The sequence below is a fragment of the Paenibacillus sp. FSL H8-0261 genome, assembly GCF_045040645.1.
Classification (GTDB): domain Bacteria; phylum Bacillota; class Bacilli; order Paenibacillales; family Paenibacillaceae; genus Paenibacillus_AQ.
In genome coordinates this window covers 6,269,709-6,288,622 of sequence record NZ_CP150297.1, presented here as the reverse complement: position 1 = coordinate 6,288,622, position 18,914 = coordinate 6,269,709, and the positions used below count along the sequence as shown (strand labels likewise).

At 46.7% G+C, this 18,914-nt stretch carries 10 protein-coding genes, 1 tRNA gene and 3 rRNA genes; 13 read left to right on the top strand and 1 reads right to left on the bottom strand.

All coding sequences use genetic code 11. The features are described from left to right. Positions 1-83: 83 nt before the first annotated feature. From pcrA to MHI27_RS28125, 6 genes are all read left to right on the top strand, one after another. Complete coding sequence (gene pcrA, locus MHI27_RS28150; protein ID WP_076286912.1) at positions 84-2,423, top strand: DNA helicase PcrA; 2,340 nt, start codon at positions 84-86, stop codon at positions 2,421-2,423. A gap of 78 nt (positions 2,424-2,501) precedes the next feature. Beyond that, positions 2,502-4,514 (top strand): NAD-dependent DNA ligase LigA, encoded by a 2,013-nt coding sequence (gene ligA / locus MHI27_RS28145; protein WP_405175114.1) that lies wholly within the window; start codon positions 2,502-2,504, stop codon positions 4,512-4,514. A 201-nt stretch (positions 4,515-4,715) separates the two neighbouring features. Next, a complete protein-coding gene (locus MHI27_RS28140) occupies positions 4,716-5,423 on the top strand; it encodes a response regulator transcription factor (RefSeq protein WP_405175113.1) in 708 nt (235 codons plus the stop codon). A gap of 19 nt (positions 5,424-5,442) precedes the next feature. Continuing rightward, the gene (locus MHI27_RS28135; protein ID WP_405175112.1) at positions 5,443-6,555 is read left to right on the top strand and encodes a sensor histidine kinase; all 1,113 of its coding nucleotides are present in this window, start codon (positions 5,443-5,445) and stop codon (positions 6,553-6,555) included. A 64-nt stretch (positions 6,556-6,619) separates the two neighbouring features. Beyond that, positions 6,620-7,219 (top strand): hypothetical protein, encoded by a 600-nt coding sequence (locus tag MHI27_RS28130; protein WP_405175111.1) that lies wholly within the window; start codon positions 6,620-6,622, stop codon positions 7,217-7,219. Next, a complete protein-coding gene (locus tag MHI27_RS28125) occupies positions 7,216-9,123 on the top strand; it encodes a transglycosylase domain-containing protein (RefSeq protein ID WP_405175110.1) in 1,908 nt (635 codons plus the stop codon). Before MHI27_RS28130 ends, MHI27_RS28125 begins: the two co-directional genes overlap by 4 nt. 21 nt (positions 9,124-9,144) lie before the next feature. Here the strand turns inward: MHI27_RS28125 and MHI27_RS28120 are convergent, their stop codons facing one another. Continuing rightward, entirely contained in the window at positions 9,145-10,401 is a 1,257-nt protein-coding gene (locus MHI27_RS28120; RefSeq protein ID WP_149645253.1) for an MFS transporter, read from the bottom strand. A 412-nt stretch (positions 10,402-10,813) separates the two neighbouring features. Here MHI27_RS28120 and MHI27_RS28115 point away from each other — a divergent pair. From MHI27_RS28115 to MHI27_RS28085, 7 genes are all read left to right on the top strand, one after another. Then, positions 10,814-12,371, top strand: a 16S ribosomal RNA gene (locus MHI27_RS28115). 101 nt (positions 12,372-12,472) lie between these two features. Continuing rightward, positions 12,473-12,548 (top strand) — tRNA-Ala (locus tag MHI27_RS28110). A gap of 181 nt (positions 12,549-12,729) precedes the next feature. Beyond that, positions 12,730-15,658, top strand: a 23S ribosomal RNA gene (locus MHI27_RS28105). A gap of 130 nt (positions 15,659-15,788) precedes the next feature. After that, positions 15,789-15,905: ribosomal RNA gene (gene rrf / locus MHI27_RS28100) — 5S ribosomal RNA — on the top strand. The 16S, 23S and 5S rRNA genes sit together here with 1 tRNA gene alongside, the layout of an rRNA operon. 420 nt (positions 15,906-16,325) lie before the next feature. Further along, on the top strand, positions 16,326-17,498 hold the full coding sequence (gene eis, locus MHI27_RS28095; protein WP_405175109.1) for an enhanced intracellular survival protein Eis: 1,173 nt from the start codon (positions 16,326-16,328) through the stop codon (positions 17,496-17,498). Between the two features lie 386 nt (positions 17,499-17,884). Beyond that, entirely contained in the window at positions 17,885-18,346 is a 462-nt protein-coding gene (locus tag MHI27_RS28090; protein WP_042131251.1) for a CtsR family transcriptional regulator, read from the top strand. A gap of 30 nt (positions 18,347-18,376) precedes the next feature. Next, positions 18,377-18,901, top strand: a complete 525-nt coding sequence (locus MHI27_RS28085; protein WP_405175108.1) for a UvrB/UvrC motif-containing protein — start codon at positions 18,377-18,379, stop codon at positions 18,899-18,901. Positions 18,902-18,914: the final 13 nt, after the last annotated feature.

The following is an 18,914-nucleotide window of genomic DNA, read 5'->3' as shown; positions in this document are numbered from 1 at the left end:
CGCCAAAGGCGTTTATGCTTAGTGGTTATTTTTAGGACTACTTATGATTTGTGATTTTATATTTAGAAAGGAGCATGTTACACATGCAACTTATTAGCATACAAGACGCAGTAAGTCGACTGAATCCTCCACAAAGACAGGCTGTCGAAACTACTGACGGACCACTTTTGATTATGGCTGGTGCGGGCAGTGGGAAGACGAGAGTGTTGACTCATAGAATTGCCTGGCTGATTGCCAATCGAAAGGCGCCACCTTGGGCGATTTTGGCGATTACGTTTACGAATAAAGCCGCGCGGGAAATGCAGGAACGTGTATCTAAGCTTGTCGGACCTGAGGGAAGAGATATCTGGGTATCCACCTTTCACTCTATGTGTGTTCGGATTTTGCGGAAGGATATCGAGCGGATTGGTTTTACCTCCAACTTCTCCATTCTGGACTCTACAGATCAGTTATCCGTAATACGTAACTGTATGAAGGAACTGAATATTGATACGAAGAAATTCGAACCAAAAGCTGTGCAGGCTATCATTAGCGCATCCAAGAATGAACTGATCACTCCGGCGCAGTATGAGCAGAAGGTTGGCGATTATTTTGAAGGCTTAGTTGCAAAGGTATATAAGATGTATCAAAGACGTCTAAGAAGCAATAACTCGCTTGATTTTGATGATTTGATTATGAAGACCATCGAACTGTTTAAGGAAGTTCCCGAGGTACTTGATTTCTACCAAAAGAAATTCAAATACATCCACGTGGATGAGTATCAGGATACGAACAGAGCGCAGTATATGTTGTGCCGTATGCTCGCTGATAGCCATCACCGGATTTGTGTGGTAGGGGATAGTGACCAGTCGATTTATCGCTGGCGCGGAGCGGATATTACGAACATTCTTAATTTTGAAGAGGACTATCCAGAAGCGAAGACCATTCTTCTAGAGCAGAACTACCGTTCAACTGCTAATATCCTGAATGCAGCCAATGGTGTGATCGCACTCAATAGTGGACGTAAGCCGAAGAAGCTGTGGACCGATTCCGAGGAAGGCGCCAAGATTAAGGTGTACCGGGCGGACTCCGAGCATGATGAAGGTTACTTTGTAACCGGAGAAATCAGCAAAAATGTGAAACAGGGTCAAGCCTACCAGAATCATGCGATACTGTATCGTACGAATGCCCAGTCACGGGTAATCGAGGAAATTCTAATTAAATCTGATATTCCGTATCAAATCGTGGGCGGGATTAAGTTCTATGATCGTAAAGAAATCAAAGATCTGCTCGCTTATTTACGCCTGTTATCTAACCCTGATGATGATATCAGCCTGACGCGTATTATTAATGTACCTAAGCGGGGATTAGGGGATACAACGGTTGGTAAGCTGGCAGCTGCGGCTGGTGAGCGTGGTGTTTCTATTTTCCGCGTACTGCAAACTGTAGATGATTTGGGCTTTGCCGGACGGACGCGGAATATGCTAGTAGAGTTCTACGATATGATTGAAGCTCTGCACCGTATGGTGGAGTTCTTGTCCGTAACAGAACTGACGGAAAAAATACTGGAGATGTCACAGTACCGTTTGGAGCTGCAAAATGAAAACACTCTCGAATCTCGCTCGCGACTAGAGAATATCGATGAGTTCTTGTCCGTGACGATGGAGTTTGAAAAGAATAACGAGGACAAGTCGCTTGTCTCCTTCCTCACGGATCTTGCACTTATCGCAGATATTGATAGTGTGAATGATGATGAAGAGGACCGTAGTGACGCTGTAGTCCTGATGACGATGCACAGCGCCAAAGGTCTGGAGTTCCCAACGGTATTTATCGTCGGGATGGAAGAAGGCGTGTTCCCGCACAGCCGAGCCTTCCAAGACAACGATGAGCTCGAAGAGGAACGCCGGCTTGCATATGTAGGGATCACCCGCGCCGAGAAACAATTGTTTCTCTCTTGCGCGCGGATGCGTACGCTCTTTGGGCGGACGACGGCGAATCAGCCGTCCCGCTTCATTGAAGAGATTCCGGAGGAGTTGAAGGAAGATACCGCGAAGACGCAGGACCGCTTCCAACGCGGAGGCTCAGAGGTAGGCGGTGCTTACGGCGGACGCGGCTTCAGTGGCGGCAGTCGTGGGAACTTCGGCGGCCGAAGTGGAGCTGCTGGTGCGGCGCCGATTGGCAGCGGAAGCACAGCGTCCGCAGCGACAAGCAAGAGCAGCGTGACCGTAACCTCCGGAGGCGCACAGCGCGCTACTGGAGCAGGGGCTGCAGCAGCTGGCGAATACAAAGCGGGTGATAAAGTTTCGCACGGCAAATGGGGCACTGGCACCGTTGTAGCTGTAAAGGGCACCGGGAATGATACGGAGCTGCAGATTGCTTTTCCGGCACCAGTGGGTGTAAAACGACTGCTTGCAGGGTTTGCGCCGATTACCAGGGTGGAATAATAGTAGGAAACGATTAACGAACGGATATTTAGACCACGCTAACCATTAGGAAACTTATTGACGGAGGGATGTACCTGCATGGATGCTATGCATGTGATGGAAGAGCTTGTTGCGGAGTTAAATAATTATAATTACCACTATTACACGCTGGATGCTCCGCTAGTCAGCGATAAGGAATACGATGTTTTATACGACAAGCTTGTAGCACTGGAGGCTGAGAGTGGCTTCGTACTACCGGATTCACCTACACAACGTGTAGGTGGAGAGCTGCTTAAGGGCTTCACGCCGCATCGGCATCTGGCTCCGCTTTGGAGTCTCGATAAAGCACAGAATATTGAACAGCTGCGGAGCTGGAATACGCGGGTACTCCGCTTAGTGAATGAGTACAATCTTAAGAACCCAGGCAACCCTCTACCTGATCCTTGTTATGCAGTAGAACTGAAGTTTGATGGCTTGACGCTGAATCTAACCTATCGGAATGGTGTTCTCGAACAGGCATCGACGCGTGGTAATGGTGTCATTGGTGAAGGAATACTTGCTCAGGTGAAGACCATTAAGTCTGTTCCATTAACGATTCCTTTTAAAGAAGGTGTTATTGAGGTTCAGGGTGAAGGGATTATGAATCTGTCTGTGCTCGCTGATTATAATACCCGGGCTGCAGAGCCGCTTAAGAATGCACGTAATGCGGCGGCAGGTGCACTGCGCAATCTTAATCCGAAGACTACTGCAGAACGTCGTTTGAATGCATATTTCTATAATGTAGGTTTTGGAGAAGGTGTAGAGTTCGCCGATCATCAGGAGATGATGGATTTTCTACGGAATAACAAATTCAAAGTAAATCCTTATCTGACTTACTGTAATGATTTCGATGATGTGACTGAGCAGCTTGCTGGAATCGAGGAGAGTCGTTCAAGTCTTGATTACCTCATTGATGGAGCGGTGATCAAGGTGACGGATTTCCGTATTCGTGAAGTTCTTGGTTACACTGACAAGTTCCCTCGCTGGGCAGTGGCTTATAAATTTGAAGCTGAAGAAACAACGACCGTGCTTGAGTCTGTTAGCTGGAATGTAGGACGTACAGGTAAAGTGACTCCTTTAGCTCGTGTTGAAGCCGTAGAGCTTGCTGGAGTTACCGTACAGAATTGCACATTAAATAATGTGGGCGATATTGAGCGCAAAAACTTGAAATTCGCCTTAGGCTCACGAGTGTTTATTCGGCGTTCTAATGATGTTATCCCGGAAATTCTCGGCAAGGTAACAGAAGAGAATGACGGAGGAGAAATTATTTTCCCTGAGGATTGCCCGGCTTGCGGATTTCCGCTAGAAATGCGCGGTGCGCATCTTTTCTGTAATAATAAGCTGAACTGTAGACCGCAAATTATTACTCGGATCACCCATTTCGCTTCACGAGATGCGATGGATATTGAGACGTTTAGTGAGAAGACGGCAGGTCAGCTCTACGACGAGCTTAATGTTCATGACTCTGCGGATTTGTATGAATTGTCCTTTGAGCAGCTTGTACAGCTGAACCGTTTCGGGGAGAAAAAAGCACAGAATTTACTGCAAGCGTTAGAAGATAGCAAAGGGCGCGATCTCGCCTCATTCCTCTTTGCGTTAGGAATCCCTAACACAGGTAAAGCAACAACTAAGATGCTGGCTGATCATTTCCGCGATCTGGATGCTGTGATGCAGGCTAAAGCGGAAGAACTTGCCGAGTTGCCGGACATTGGCGGGATTGTCGCCGAGAGCATTGTTAACTTCTTCGCAGATCCTGTAGTCGTGGCGAATGTTGCTCGGTTGCGCGCGCTTGGGGTTGAAGCAAAAGCTCCTGAGGCCCCACGTCCTGTTAGCACGGATTCCTTCTTTAGCGGAAAAACGGTAGTGTTGACCGGTTCATTACAAAAGCTTACACGTGACGAAGCAGCCGAACGTCTGGAAGCACTCGGAGCGAAGGTGTCTGGAAGTGTATCTAAGAAGACGGATTTGGTTATTGCCGGCGAGAAGGCAGGTAGTAAACTGGCCAAAGCACAGCAGCTAGGTATTCAGGTCATCGAGGATGAGGATGAGCTGATTCGACTGCTGGAGATGTAAGCATATTTTTACTAAATTCTAAAAGGGTACCAGTTCCATTTCGTTTAAGTACGAGTGGAGCGGGTACCTTTTTTTGCGTAACCTACTTATTGTCGTTCGATTTTAAGTACATGTTTCTATTTTCGAGGAAAATCATTCGATGGATCTGCTAATATAGAAGCTATAGATAATTATTACTATATTTGAAAGGAAACCCCTCCTGTGAAGAGAGAAACGATATTGTTAGTAGATGATGAGAAGGAAATTGTAGAGCTGTTATCGATATACCTCAGTAATGAGGGCTATCGCCTGCTTAAAGCTTATGATGGGATGGAGGCACTGGCGTGTCTGCAGAAGGAAGAAGTCGATCTAATTATTCTTGATGTCATGATGCCTAAGATGGATGGATTAGCTGCATGCATGAAGATCCGTGAAGAACGGAAGATGCCAATTATCATCCTTTCAGCCAAAAATACGGATATGGACAAAATCTCAGGACTTAGCATAGGAGCGGACGACTACGTGGGCAAGCCGTTTAATCCTTTGGAGATTGTGGCACGAGTTAAGTCACAGCTGCGTCGTTATCACGCTTTCAATAAAGATAGTAGTAGCCTAGGGAGTGACAGCAAACTTAGCTTTGAAGATTTAACTATAGATACGTCTAAGCATGAGGTACATATAGACCAGCAGAAGATTAAGCTGACCCCCCGGGAATTTTCTATTTTAGAGCTTTTGGCAAGGCACCAAGGTCAAGTGCTCAGCTTAGAGCAGATATACGATAAGGTGTGGAACGAACCATTTTTAGATGGGGGTAATACTGTTATGGTACATATTCGTAACCTCCGCGACAAAATCGAAGTGGATTCGAAGCGCCCCCGTTATATCCAAACCGTCTGGGGAGTTGGCTATAAATTAGATGGACCTTCCTGAAAGGATTAGGTGAGGCTTCTTGAATTCAAAATATATAACTACGATTCGTTGGAAGTTTATATACGCCTTTTTGCTTAGTGTGCTTTCCGGTGGATTACTGCTGTTTGCAGGTTACCAGCTCGTTAATTTCATGATCTATCTGAATCCAGTGTCAGAGTCAGCTCCCTATTCACGTATCTTACGTTGGATCATTAATCATATTGGCTCTATGCCACTGCTGACCGCAGCTGGTATTATCAGCTTTTTGCTGTTCTTTTTTATCTATACTCGTAAAGTAGTACTGTATCTGGAGGAGATCACCAAAGGGATTCGGGAAATCACAAGCTCCGGGATGTCGCACCGAATTGAAGTCAGAACCACGGACGAGCTGGGAGTGCTGGCTGAGAATATTAATGAAATGGCTGAACGTTTGCAGCACTCCGTGGAAGAGGAACGTAAAGCAGTGAATGCAAAAAATGACTTGATCACAGGTGTCTCCCACGATTTACGAACCCCCCTTACCTCTGTACTCGGTTTTCTGGAATATATCGAGCAAGATCGATGCCAGGAAGAAGTAGAAATACGATATTACGTGAGCATAGCCTACAACAAATCCCTTGTGCTGCGTAAACTGATCGACGATCTTTTTGAATATACACGCGTAAATAGTGGGGAATACCCTCTGGTTATGGAGCGATTAGATTTAAAAGCATTTATACGGCAGCTAGCGGAGGAGTCAGTTCCCGAACTAACAAAGGCTGAAATGACCTATGAGATCGATGACCAAGCTGGTGAGTTGTGGATAGAGGCTTCCCCTAAAGAATTAGTTCGTGCTTATGAAAATTTGATTACGAACGCGATCCGTTACGGTAGAAGCGGCGGGAAAGTGGAGATTGGTTTCAGTAAAAGGGGAAATGAAGCGGTTGTCCGCATTAGCAATTTTGGAGAGATGATTGCAGAGAGCGATATTCCGTTTATTTTTGAACGATTCTATCGAGCAGAGAAGTCTCGTTCACAGCATACAGGCGGTTCAGGCCTAGGTCTTGCCATTTCCAAAAGTATCATCGAACGCCACAATGGCGTTATTTATGTAGAAAGCTCCCCGCTTCGGACGGATTTTATCACCTATTTCCCATTCTTCATAGAATCTTAAGAAAACTCTTGGCGGGTTCTTAAGATTTGGAAGATATCCTTGTGAGCACAAGGAGGGAATGACTATGCACAAACTTCGGACGGTTCGCATCCATTATCTTTATATTTTTATAGGGAGTGCTCTTTTGAGTGCTGCCTTTCTTTTTGCTGTCCAGCGGGCTGTTGCTTTGCTGTATTCTCATTATTCGGGGAAATCAGGCGTCTTTTTTGTTCGTCTTATCCATTGGACCATTAATCATGTTGGAACAATCCCTAGCGTCATAATTCTATTTGTTCTATTCTTCAGTGGGTTGTTTATTCTCCGTTCACAGAAAATTGCCGACGATTTGCACACGGTATTGATTGGAACCTCAGAGTTAGCAGACAAGGGAGTAACAAAAGAAATCAAGGTTCTCTCTGGAGGAGAAGTAGGCCAAATCGCCGCTAACCTGAATCGCATGCAAAGAATTGAAGTTCCGAATAGAGGCGTAGCAACAGAAACGATGCAGGACACACCAGCTGTAGCTTTATTGATAAGAACTCGGGCAATTCTCCGTGCTCTCCGTGAGGTAGAGGAGGCTGACAACACGGATGATGGGATGGAAGCCCAAGCACTTCTTGAAGCAGCGAGTGTTGAAGCCCGTAGTATGGAGCGGTTCTTAGAGAACCTGATTATAGAATCATGAATGCCGTTACCGAAAAAAAACAAAGTGTAGCCCATTCAGGCAAGGATGGCAGATGGATCGTGCGTACCCGGATACTCCGTCTGGGGTATTTATTATTTGATGGGAGTATCATTGGAATAATAATAGCGCTCGTGGGTTTGCTTTACGTATTTCAATACGGCGGGCAAGTGGTTAAACAGCAAGAGGATAAACTTCAGCTGCCGGAATCGAGCATCATTAAGACCTCGGACGGGACGACATTACGAATGATCCCTTTACCGGGCTCGGGGTATAGACATTCAGCGGAGCTGGAGGAAATGCCTGCATTATTGATAAATACGTTTTTAGCGGTGGAGGACCGGCGCTTTTATAGCCACCAGGGATTAGATTATAAAGGAATTTCTCGCGCTTTTCTAAATAATATTGTGGATATGGATCTCTCCGAGGGCGGGAGTAGTATTACTCAACAGCTAGCTCGCAATCTTTATTTGAACAGGAACAAGAATGTCATACGTAAGCTAAACGAAGCATCCATTGCTCTTGCATTGGAGAGGCAGTTATCAAAACGAGAGATTTTAGGGCTTTACCTCAATCAGATTTACATGGGGCGTGGACAATATGGAGTAAAGGCAGCTGCGGAACGTTACTTCGGCGTATCCGATTTGAAAAAACTAGAAATGTGGCAAATCGCCACCTTGGCGGGAATCCCTAAAGGACCGTCTATTTATAATCCGGTAGACAATAGTACATTATCCAAAACAAGAAGGAATCTCGTTCTACAGATTATGTTAGATCAAGGACTGATTACTAAAGAACAAATGCTTGAGGCCAGAGATAAAAAGTATCAACTTCCCGCTGCGAACAAAGTAGAAGTCATTGGTGTGCATTATGTGGACGCTACGCTTAAGGAAGCGGCTCAGATCACTGGGAAGTCTGTGGAGGAGCTTCGAACGGGTGGCTACACTATCGTTACAGGGTTGAACATTAAAGCACAGCAGGCGCTAGAGCAGGCTTTTCTAAAGGGTTCTTCTTTCCCGCCTGACGGAAAAGATCAGCAGGTAGAAGCAGCTATGACCATAATGGATCATCGTACAGGTGAAGTGGTGGCACTAATTGGTGGGCGTGAACAAAATGAGGGGAGCTTGAACAGAGCTACAATTGATGCGCGGCAGCCAGGCTCCAGCTTCAAGCCGATCATTGATTATGGACCCGCGCTAGAGAGCGGGAAGTTTAGCCCGAATAGCATACTTTCTGATCGCAAATACGCTTATGGAAACTATGTACCTGAGAATTTGAACGGTGTGTATCAAGGTCAAATCACAATGAGTAGAGCGCTGCAAAAATCCGTGAATGCGCCAGCTGTTTGGCTTTTGAAGCAGGTTGGAATCTCTTCTGCACGGCAATTTGCAGCCAAATTAGGAATTGTACTGACAGAGGAGGATAACCATTTATCAATAGCTTTAGGAGGGCTTCATAATGGGGTATCGCCACTTAAAATGACACAAGCCTATGGTGTCTTTGCTAATGGAGGTAAATTCAATGAGGCTCATATGGTACGCACGATAATGGATTCAAAAGGGAAGGTTGTGTATTCACATCTCTCCGAATCACGGCAGGTAATATTGCAGCGAACCGCAGAGGCAATGACGATGATGCTACGTAATGTTGTCAATGAAGGAACGGGCAAAAAAGCGCAAATGAACAGGCCTGTAGCGGGGAAAACCGGAACAACCCAATTGGATCTGCCAGGCGTAAGCAAGAAAGCTAACCGGGATTTGTGGTTTGTTGGTTATACTTCGGAATGGACAGCTGCAGTGTGGATGGGGTTTGATCGTACAAATAAGGATAATTATATGACAGAGGGCAGCGGGAAGGCTGCCGCTCTATTTTCTACAGTCATGAGTAAGGCGTTAAGTGGTTACTGATGTTACTGATGTTACTGATGTTTATTGAGCGGCCCATTCTTCTAGTTTCTCGTCTCTAGGAAGCAGAAGAGCAAGGAAACCCAAAAGAGGTAGGAATCCACAAGCTATAAACACTTTTGAAATTCCAATGCTGTCAATCAGATTGCCGAGTACCAAGGAGCCAATTCCTCCGAGCCCAAAAGCAAGACCAGTGATTAACCCTGAAACTGTTCCGATATTGCCTGGATAAAGCATCTGAGCATAGATTACAGTAACAGAGAAGCTGGACAAAAGGATGAAGCCGCCAATCAGTAAGAGTATAGCTGCCCACATTTGGTTCACGAAGGGTAGAGCCAGTGCGAAGGGCACTGTTCCGACCATAGAGAGAAGAATGAGATTACGCCGTCCGAAGCGGTCTGCCAGTGGGCCTCCAAAGAATGTACCGACAGCTCCAGCTGCCAGATACATAAAAATATAGATTTGGGCCTTATCAAGCGTCATTTGATATTTGTCCATTAAATAGAAAGCGTAGTAACTGCCGATAGAAGCGCCGTACCAAGATCTTACAAAGACTAGGAAAACGAGGATGATTGTTGCCGTTCGAATACTTTTGCGTCGGGCAGGATCGATTGCACGAGCTGTTGATTTTTTATGAAACGTATATCCCGCATCCAGCATCTCTCGATACCAGCGAGCGACATAGGTCTGGACGGCAATTCCGGCAGCCGCAACGATAGTGAAGCCAAGAGCGCCGATCTGCCCAAAGGGAATGAATATCCATTTCGTGAGCATTGGTCCTAAAGATTGTCCAGCATTGCCGCCGACTTGAAAAATAGATTGCGAAAGACCTTTCCGCTGACCGGCGGCCATATGAGCAACACGCATGCCTTCGGGATGAAAGGTAGCAGATCCGAAACCGATCAGCATGACGGAAAACAATACAAGAATATAGTTGTTGGCATAAGCCAATAAAAGTACGCCTAGAAATGTGCTGCACATACCCAGTGGTAACAATATAGGACGAGGCTTACGATCTGCCGCATACCCAATGACTGGTTGGATAACAGAGGACGTCATGTTTAAGGCAAAGGAGATCCACCCAATCTGAGCGAAGGAGAGCATCAAGTTATCTTTGAGAATAGGAAAGATTGCAGGGATGACTGCCTGAATAGAATCGTTAAATAAATGAACAAAGCTGACAGCCAGCAAAATCTTATAGATTGTTGCTTGCTGCAGATTACGCTGCTCCTTGTCCTTGGTGTTTGTTTGGGTCGCAGCACTAGATGGATTGTTTTTCATTTAGACTCCTCTCGTACGTATCATTAGAAGTTAATATATGGGATTACGATAAATTCTATTTAGCCATAAATTAAGGATTATTGGAAACAATTTGTGTTGGTTTGTGCTAGTTTGAAAGTATTTATTCGTAGATTATTTTTATTTCAAAAAAAGCTTGCAAACATAAGAACAGCATGGTATATTATCTCTTGTGCTTATGACGCATCGAACAAATGAAACACAAACGATGAAAAAATAAGTTGACAAGAAATACGACAACATGATATACTATAATTCCTGTGCAAGAGACAGTTGATGTCGAAATGCCGGGAGCAAGTTCTTTGAAAACTGAACAAATGGAACGCGTTAATTTTTAAAAGATTCATTTAATGAATCGTCAGTTTCAAAATGAGCATATCGCTCTTTTCAATACTAATTGGAGAGTTTGATCCTGGCTCAGGACGAACGCTGGCGGCGTGCCTAATACATGCAAGTCGAGCGGAGTTAGTTTGAAAGCTTGCTTTCAAACTAACTTAGCGGCGGACGGGTGAGTAACACGTAGGCAACCTGCCCCTTAGACTGGGATAACTACCGGAAACGGTAGCTAATACCGGATAATTTCTTTTTTCTCCTGAAGGAAGAATGAAAGACGGAGCAATCTGTCACTGAGGGATGGGCCTGCGGCGCATTAGCTAGTTGGTGGGGTAACGGCCCACCAAGGCGACGATGCGTAGCCGACCTGAGAGGGTGAACGGCCACACTGGGACTGAGACACGGCCCAGACTCCTACGGGAGGCAGCAGTAGGGAATCTTCCGCAATGGACGAAAGTCTGACGGAGCAACGCCGCGTGAGTGATGAAGGTTTTCGGATCGTAAAGCTCTGTTGCCAGGGAAGAACGTCCGGTAGAGTAACTGCTATCGGAGTGACGGTACCTGAGAAGAAAGCCCCGGCTAACTACGTGCCAGCAGCCGCGGTAATACGTAGGGGGCAAGCGTTGTCCGGAATTATTGGGCGTAAAGCGCGCGCAGGCGGTCATTTAAGTCTGGTGTTTAAACCTTGGGCTCAACCTGAGGTCGCACTGGAAACTGGGTGACTTGAGTACAGAAGAGGAAAGTGGAATTCCACGTGTAGCGGTGAAATGCGTAGATATGTGGAGGAACACCAGTGGCGAAGGCGACTTTCTGGGCTGTAACTGACGCTGAGGCGCGAAAGCGTGGGGAGCAAACAGGATTAGATACCCTGGTAGTCCACGCCGTAAACGATGAGTGCTAGGTGTTAGGGGTTTCGATACCCTTGGTGCCGAAGTTAACACAGTAAGCACTCCGCCTGGGGAGTACGGTCGCAAGACTGAAACTCAAAGGAATTGACGGGGACCCGCACAAGCAGTGGAGTATGTGGTTTAATTCGAAGCAACGCGAAGAACCTTACCAGGTCTTGACATCCCTCTGAATCCACTAGAGATAGTGGCGGCCTTCGGGACAGAGGAGACAGGTGGTGCATGGTTGTCGTCAGCTCGTGTCGTGAGATGTTGGGTTAAGTCCCGCAACGAGCGCAACCCTTAACTTTAGTTGCCAGCAGGTAAGGCTGGGCACTCTAGAGTGACTGCCGGTGACAAACCGGAGGAAGGTGGGGATGACGTCAAATCATCATGCCCCTTATGACCTGGGCTACACACGTACTACAATGGCCGGTACAACGGGAAGCGAAACCGCGAGGTGAAGCCAATCCCATCAAAGCCGGTCTCAGTTCGGATTGCAGGCTGCAACTCGCCTGCATGAAGTCGGAATTGCTAGTAATCGCGGATCAGCATGCCGCGGTGAATACGTTCCCGGGTCTTGTACACACCGCCCGTCACACCACGAGAGTTTACAACACCCGAAGTCGGTGGGGTAACCCGCAAGGGAGCCAGCCGCCGAAGGTGGGGTAGATGATTGGGGTGAAGTCGTAACAAGGTAGCCGTATCGGAAGGTGCGGCTGGATCACCTCCTTTCTATGGAGAATCGTCTTCTGCAATGAAGACATTCAAATCGGAAGTTAAACTTCCAAAATCATTTAACGCGTATCCATTTGTTCGGTTTTGATGGAATTTGCGGGGCCATAGCTCAGCTGGGAGAGCGCCTGCCTTGCAAGCAGGAGGTCAGCGGTTCGATCCCGCTTGGCTCCACCAACAAACTTCATCTATTTGTTATGTCTAGAATATTTTTAAACTTGATCCTTGAAAACTGGATACCGAAACGAATTTGCGTTTTAGAACATCTTTTAGCTAAAACTTGTGTAAACAAGTACGTTAGTTATTAGCTGGAAGCGAAGATTTTCAATTGTGCGAACAAGCGAAACATCGGAGCGAAGGTTAAGCTAATAAGAGCACACGGAGGATGCCTAGGCGCCAGGAGCCGACGAAGGACGTGGCGAACAACGAAACTGCCTCGGGGAGCTGTAAGCAAGCTTTGATCCGGGGGTGTCCGAATGGGGAAACCCAGCTGTGGTAATTCGCAGTTACTCATCTCTGAACACATAGGAGATGTAGAGGCAGACCAGGGGAACTGAAACATCTAAGTACCCTGAGGAAGAGAAAACAATAGTGATTCCGTCAGTAGCGGCGAGCGAACGCGGAACAGCCTAAACCTAAGAGCTTGCTCTTAGGGGTTGTGGGACGTCTCACATGGAGTTACAAAGGAATATGGTAGGCGAAGAGGTCTGGAAAGGCCCGCGATAGAGGTAAAAGCCCTGTAGCCTAAACTGTGTTCTCTCCGAGACGGATCCCGAGTAGTGCGGGGCACGTGAAACCCCGTATGAATCCAGCAGGACCATCTGCTAAGGCTAAATACTACCTGGCGACCGATAGTGAAACAGTACCGTGAGGGAAAGGTGAAAAGCACCCCGGAAGGGGAGTGAAATAGAACCTGAAACCGTGTGCTTACAAAAAGTCAGAGCCCTATTAATGGGTGATGGCGTGCCTTTTGTAGAATGAACCGGCGAGTTACGTTTAACATGCAAGGTTAAGTCGAGAAGACGGAGCCGCAGCGAAAGCGAGTCTGAATAGGGCGATTTAGTATGTGGACGTAGACCCGAAACCGTGTGATCTACCCCTGTCCAGGGTGAAGGTGCGGTAACACGCACTGGAGGCCCGAACCCACGCATGTTGAAAAATGCGGGGATGAGGTGGGGGTAGCGGAGAAATTCCAATCGAACTCGGAGATAGCTGGTTCTCCCCGAAATAGCTTTAGGGCTAGCCTCGGTATAAGAGTAGTGGAGGTAGAGCACTGATTGGGTGCGGGGTCCGCAAGGATTACCAAGCTCAGTCAAACTCCGAATGCCATATACTTATTGCCGGGAGTCAGACAGTGAGTGCTAAGATCCATTGTCAAAAGGGAAACAGCCCAGACCATCAGCTAAGGTCCCCAAGTGTGTGTTAAGTGGGAAAGGATGTGGAGTTGCACAGACAACCAGGATGTTGGCTTAGAAGCAGCCACCATTGAAAGAGTGCGTAATAGCTCACTGGTCGAGTGACTCTGCGCCGAAAATGTAACGGGGCTAAACACACCACCGAAGCTATGGCTAGATACGTATGTATCTGGGGTAGGGGAGCGTTGTATGTGGGTTGAAGGTGTACCGTAAGGAGCGCTGGACAGCATACAAGTGAGAATGCCGGTATGAGTAACGAAAAGATCAGTGAGAATCTGATCCGCCGAAAGCCCAAGGTTTCCTGAGGAAGGCTCGTCCGCTCAGGGTAAGTCGGGACCTAAGGCGAGGCCGAAAGGCGTAGTCGAAGGACAACAGTTTGAAATTACTGTACCACCGTAATCCGCTATGAGCGATGGGGTGACGCAGGAGGGTAGTGACGCGGACTGATGGATATGTCCGTCTAAGCAGTGAGGCTGATGTGTAGGCAAATCCGCACATCGTTAAGGCTGGGCTGTGATGGGGAGCGAAAATTATAGTAGCGAAGGTCATGATCTCACACTGCCAAGAAAAGCCTCTAGCCAGGAGAAGGTGCCCGTACCGCAAACCGACACAGGTAGGCGAGAAGAGAATTCTAAGGCGCGCGGAAGAACTCTCGTTAAGGAACTCGGCAAAATGACCCCGTAACTTCGGGAGAAGGGGTGCCCCGGTAGTGTGAATAGCACGAGGGGGCCGCAGTGAAAAGGCCCAAGCGACTGTTTAGCAAAAACACAGGTCTGTGCGAAGCCGCAAGGCGAAGTATACGGGCTGACGCCTGCCCGGTGCTGGAAGGTTAAGGGGAGTGGTTAGGGGTAACCCGAAGCTATGAACCGAAGCCCCAGTAAACGGCGGCCGTAACTATAACGGTCCTAAGGTAGCGAAATTCCTTGTCAGGTAAATTCTGACCCGCACGAATGGCGTAACGACTTGGGCGCTGTCTCAACGAGAGATCCGGTGAAATTTTAATACCTGTGAAGATGCAGGTTACCCGCGACAAGACGGAAAGACCCCATGGAGCTTTACTGCAGCTTGATATTGAATTTGGGTACGATCTGTACAGGATAGGTGGGAGCCGTAGAAATCGGAGCGCAAGCTTCGGTGGAGGCGCCGTTGGGATACCACCCTGATCGTATCTAGGTTCTAACCTAGTACCCTTACCGGGTACGGGGACCGTGTCAGGCGGGCAGTTTGACTGGGGCGGTCGCCTCCTAAAGAGTAACGGAGGCGTTCCAAGGTTCCCTCAGAATGGTTGGAAATCATTCGAAGAGTGCAAAGGCATAAGGGAGCTTGACTGCGAGACCTACAAGTCGAGCAGGGACGAAAGTCGGACTTAGTGATCCGGTGGTACCGCATGGAAGGGCCATCGCTCAACGGATAAAAGCTACCCTGGGGATAACAGGCTTATCTCCCCCAAGAGTCCACATCGACGGGGAGGTTTGGCACCTCGATGTCGGCTCATCGCATCCTGGGGCTGAAGTAGGTCCCAAGGGTTGGGCTGTTCGCCCATTAAAGCGGTACGCGAGCTGGGTTCAGAACGTCGTGAGACAGTTCGGTCCCTATCTGTCGTGGGCGCAGGAAATTTGAGAGGAGCTGTCCTTAGTACGAGAGGACCGGGATGGACGTACCGCTGGTGCACCAGTTGTTTCGCCAGAAGCATGGCTGGGTAGCTACGTACGGACGGGATAAGCGCTGAAAGCATCTAAGCGTGAAGCCCCCCTCAAGATGAGATTTCCCAATTAGTAAGACCCCTTGAAGACGACGAGGTAGATAGGTTGGAGGTGGAAGTGCAGTAATGCATGGAGCTGACCAATACTAATCGGTCGAGGGCTTATCCTATACTTAGAACGCAAATTCAATTCGGATTCAGTTTTCAGGCGACTCAAGCCTGTAACACGCTAAGAAATTCATTCTCACTTCTGGTGATGAACGAAATTTCACGCGGCAGCGTCTGTTTCACAGACGCATGTTTGGTGGCGATAGCGGAGGGGTTCCACGCGTACCCATCCCGAACACGACCGTTAAGCCCTCCAGCGCCGATGGTACTTGGACCGAAGGGTCCTGGGAGAGTAGGACGTTGCCAAGCACAATTAGACCACTGTTGAGTAATCGACAGTGGCTTTTTTGCGTTTATTATAGGCTGTGGAAAACTTGTGGATAAACATTTGGATTTGCAGAAAAGTTACGCACATGTGGATAGATGATTGAAAGAGAAATAATCCCTAAATAGTGTGGATTAAATACATATTTATATGGATATGTCAACAGAAAACCTAAGTAGTACACGGGTTGCTGTGGATATAACCGGGATTATGTGGATAGAGCTATTGATAAGTGGATAACTATTTTAACTTGGATGTGACAAGATTTCAAGACTATTTTTAAAACTGCATAGAGCTGTGGATAACTAAAAATAAAGTTATAAATAATGCAATAGATTAGCGCACAATTGACGCTCTTGTTATACTTATCCTAAAAGTAATTTTATAAAGGATGAGGTGAGTTTGTGGTAATAAGACAGTTACGTTCAGAAGAATTCGATGCAAGCATGAACTTGTCAGAATATGCTTTTCAGTACAAGCTTCCTAGTGAAAAAAGGGCAAGTGCTAAGGAAAGATTCAAGGCTGAACAGGTATGGGGTGCTTTTGAGGACGGAACATTGGAAGCTAAATTGACGATTATTCCTTTCCAAGTCTACATACAGGGCAGAGTGGTACCTATGGGTGGTATAGCAGGAGTGGCTACATGGCCAGAGAACCGCAGACAAGGACATGTGGCAAATCTTTTGTCTCATGCACTTCATACGATGAATGAGGCAGGTCAAACGCTCTCTTTTCTACACCCGTTCTTGATTCCGTTTTATCGTAAATTTGGCTGGGAGGTTTATTGTGAATATAAGAAATACTCTATTCCAGTAGCGAAGTTTCCCAAAAAGGTTGAAGTTGAGGGCAAGGTTAAACGGGACATAAAGGATATCGAAGTATTGGATAGCCTATATACTCGATTCGCTGTCAGTTATAACGGGACACTTAAGCGCGATTTGGACTGGTGGGAGAACTCTGTTCTAGATGATGAAGGAAAGAGTGCAGTATTTTACTCCAAGAGTGGTGAACCAGAGGGATATGTGCTGTATAAGGTAGAGAACAGAGAACTGGTCATTGATGAATTTGTTTTTTTGAATGAACAAGCTCGGCAGGGGCTGTGGACATTTCTTGCGAACCATGATTCGATGGTGACCGGTGCATCCTTAAAGCTGGTGCCTTCAGATGACATATTACCTTTCTTGCTGCCAGATCCACGTATAGGACAAGAGAATTATCCTTATTTTATGGGGCGGATTGTTAATGCCAAGTCATTCATTGAAACTTACGCCTTCAGAGGAAACAGTAGTCAAAAGAAGCAGCTTATATATATCGAAGATAAGTATGCACCTTGGAATGATGGGCTATGGGCATGGAATATTTCTAATGAGGGCTCGGCTACTTTGATACGAGTGGAAGGGGAACGGGCGGAAGCAGACTTGAGCTGTGATATAAGCACTTTGACAGCCTTGATGCTTGGATACAAACGACCAACAGAGATGGCTCGTTATGGAAGTGTCTCTGGCCACGCAGCAGCACTGGAATGGTTTGAAGAAATTATTCCACAATCACAGACAGCTTTATTTGATCATTTTTAAAAATATAAGAAAGTATAAGTTTCACGCTATACATTATCCTTATATTTCTCGCATAAACGCTTATCGTCCTAATAAGGACAACGAAGACGTTTATACTTGACAAAAATTAGGCTCTCCCCTTCGAAAGAAGTTGGGAGAGTTCTTTATTTCCGAATACATTCGCTGAAAAAAGTGAAAAATAAGAGAATCCACTTGGAATTAGCACAGAATATGTTATAATATTAAAAAGTCAAAGAAAGTCAAAGTCAACGAAGCTTAATGACAGCGATCCGATCCTCTGAACACGTGGGATTATCCACAAATGTTTAAGTTCAATTAAAGACCATTGTCATTATGAATGCAAGTTGCAATCGGTATTATAAGATTTAAGCACTGGAGGATGAGTGATGCGCAATATCTCTGATATTATCGAACAATATCTGAAGAATATTTTGCATGAAAGTCCCGAAGGTACGGTGGAAATCCAGCGAAATGACCTGGCGGACCAGTTCTCATGCGTACCGTCACAGATCAATTATGTCATCAGTACACGCTTTACTCTAGAAAAAGGTTATGTGGTGGAAAGTAAGCGTGGTGGCGGGGGATATATTCGAATTCAACGTTTTGAATTACCGCCTAACGTGGCACTGCATGCCCATTTAAACCATACTATAGGTGGCGGGATTGATCAGAACGCTGCTGAAGGGCTGATTTATCAGCTGGAGGAAGCTGGTTTTCTAAGTAAGCGTGAAGCGTGCCTTATGCGCGCTGCTGTTTCTCGGGAATGCCTAACGGTTAAGATTCCATACCGGGATGAGATTCGTGCCAAGATTATGAAGGCGATGTTAATCTCTTTGTTAGGCAAATAATTGTCAACCATAAGGGAGGGGCTTTCGCTTATGCAATGCCAGGAATGTGGCGTCAAGCCGGCAACACTCCACTTCACTAAGATCGTGAATGGAGAGAAGACGGAGTTTCATATCTGCGAGAGCTGTGCACGGGAGAAGGGTGAACTCATTCCCGGAACGGCTGGAGGATTCTCCATCCACAGTCTGCTCTCAGGTCTGCTTGATCTTGAAGGTGCCGGCAAGGAGAAGTCGGCTGCAACGAAGACAACGCAGAGTCTGCAATGTGAGAATTGTGGGATGACGTACTCCCAGTTTAGTAAATTAGGCCGTTTTGGCTGTAGCTCCTGTTATGAATATTTTAACAGCGCACTGGACCCGCTTTTTAAGCGAGTGCATGGCAGTACTTCACATGTAGGTAAGATTCCGAAACGTGCAGGAGCTCAGATTGTGTTTAGACGCCAAATTGATGAACTCAAGCAGGAATTACAGGAAAGTATTACACAAGAAGAATTCGAGAAAGCAGCGGAGCTGCGAGATCAGATTCGTAAACTTGAAAAAGAAATAGCACAAGAGTAAAGTCTTTGATATA

Excerpts from the sequence above, each read along its gene's own strand:
- MHI27_RS28085 (WP_405175108.1), top strand. The coding sequence starts at position 18,377 with ATGCAATGCCAGGAATGTGGCGTCAAGCCGGCAACACTCCACTTCACT.
- pcrA (WP_076286912.1), top strand. The coding sequence starts at position 84 with ATGCAACTTATTAGCATACAAGACGCAGTAAGTCGACTGAATCCTCCA.
- MHI27_RS28130 (WP_405175111.1), top strand. The coding sequence starts at position 6,620 with ATGCACAAACTTCGGACGGTTCGCATCCATTATCTTTATATTTTTATA.
- ligA (WP_405175114.1), top strand. The coding sequence starts at position 2,502 with ATGGATGCTATGCATGTGATGGAAGAGCTTGTTGCGGAGTTAAATAAT.
- MHI27_RS28120 (WP_149645253.1), bottom strand. The coding sequence starts at position 10,401 with ATGAAAAACAATCCATCTAGTGCTGCGACCCAAACAAACACCAAGGAC.
- MHI27_RS28090 (WP_042131251.1), top strand. The coding sequence starts at position 17,885 with ATGCGCAATATCTCTGATATTATCGAACAATATCTGAAGAATATTTTG.
- MHI27_RS28125 (WP_405175110.1), top strand. The coding sequence starts at position 7,216 with ATGAATGCCGTTACCGAAAAAAAACAAAGTGTAGCCCATTCAGGCAAG.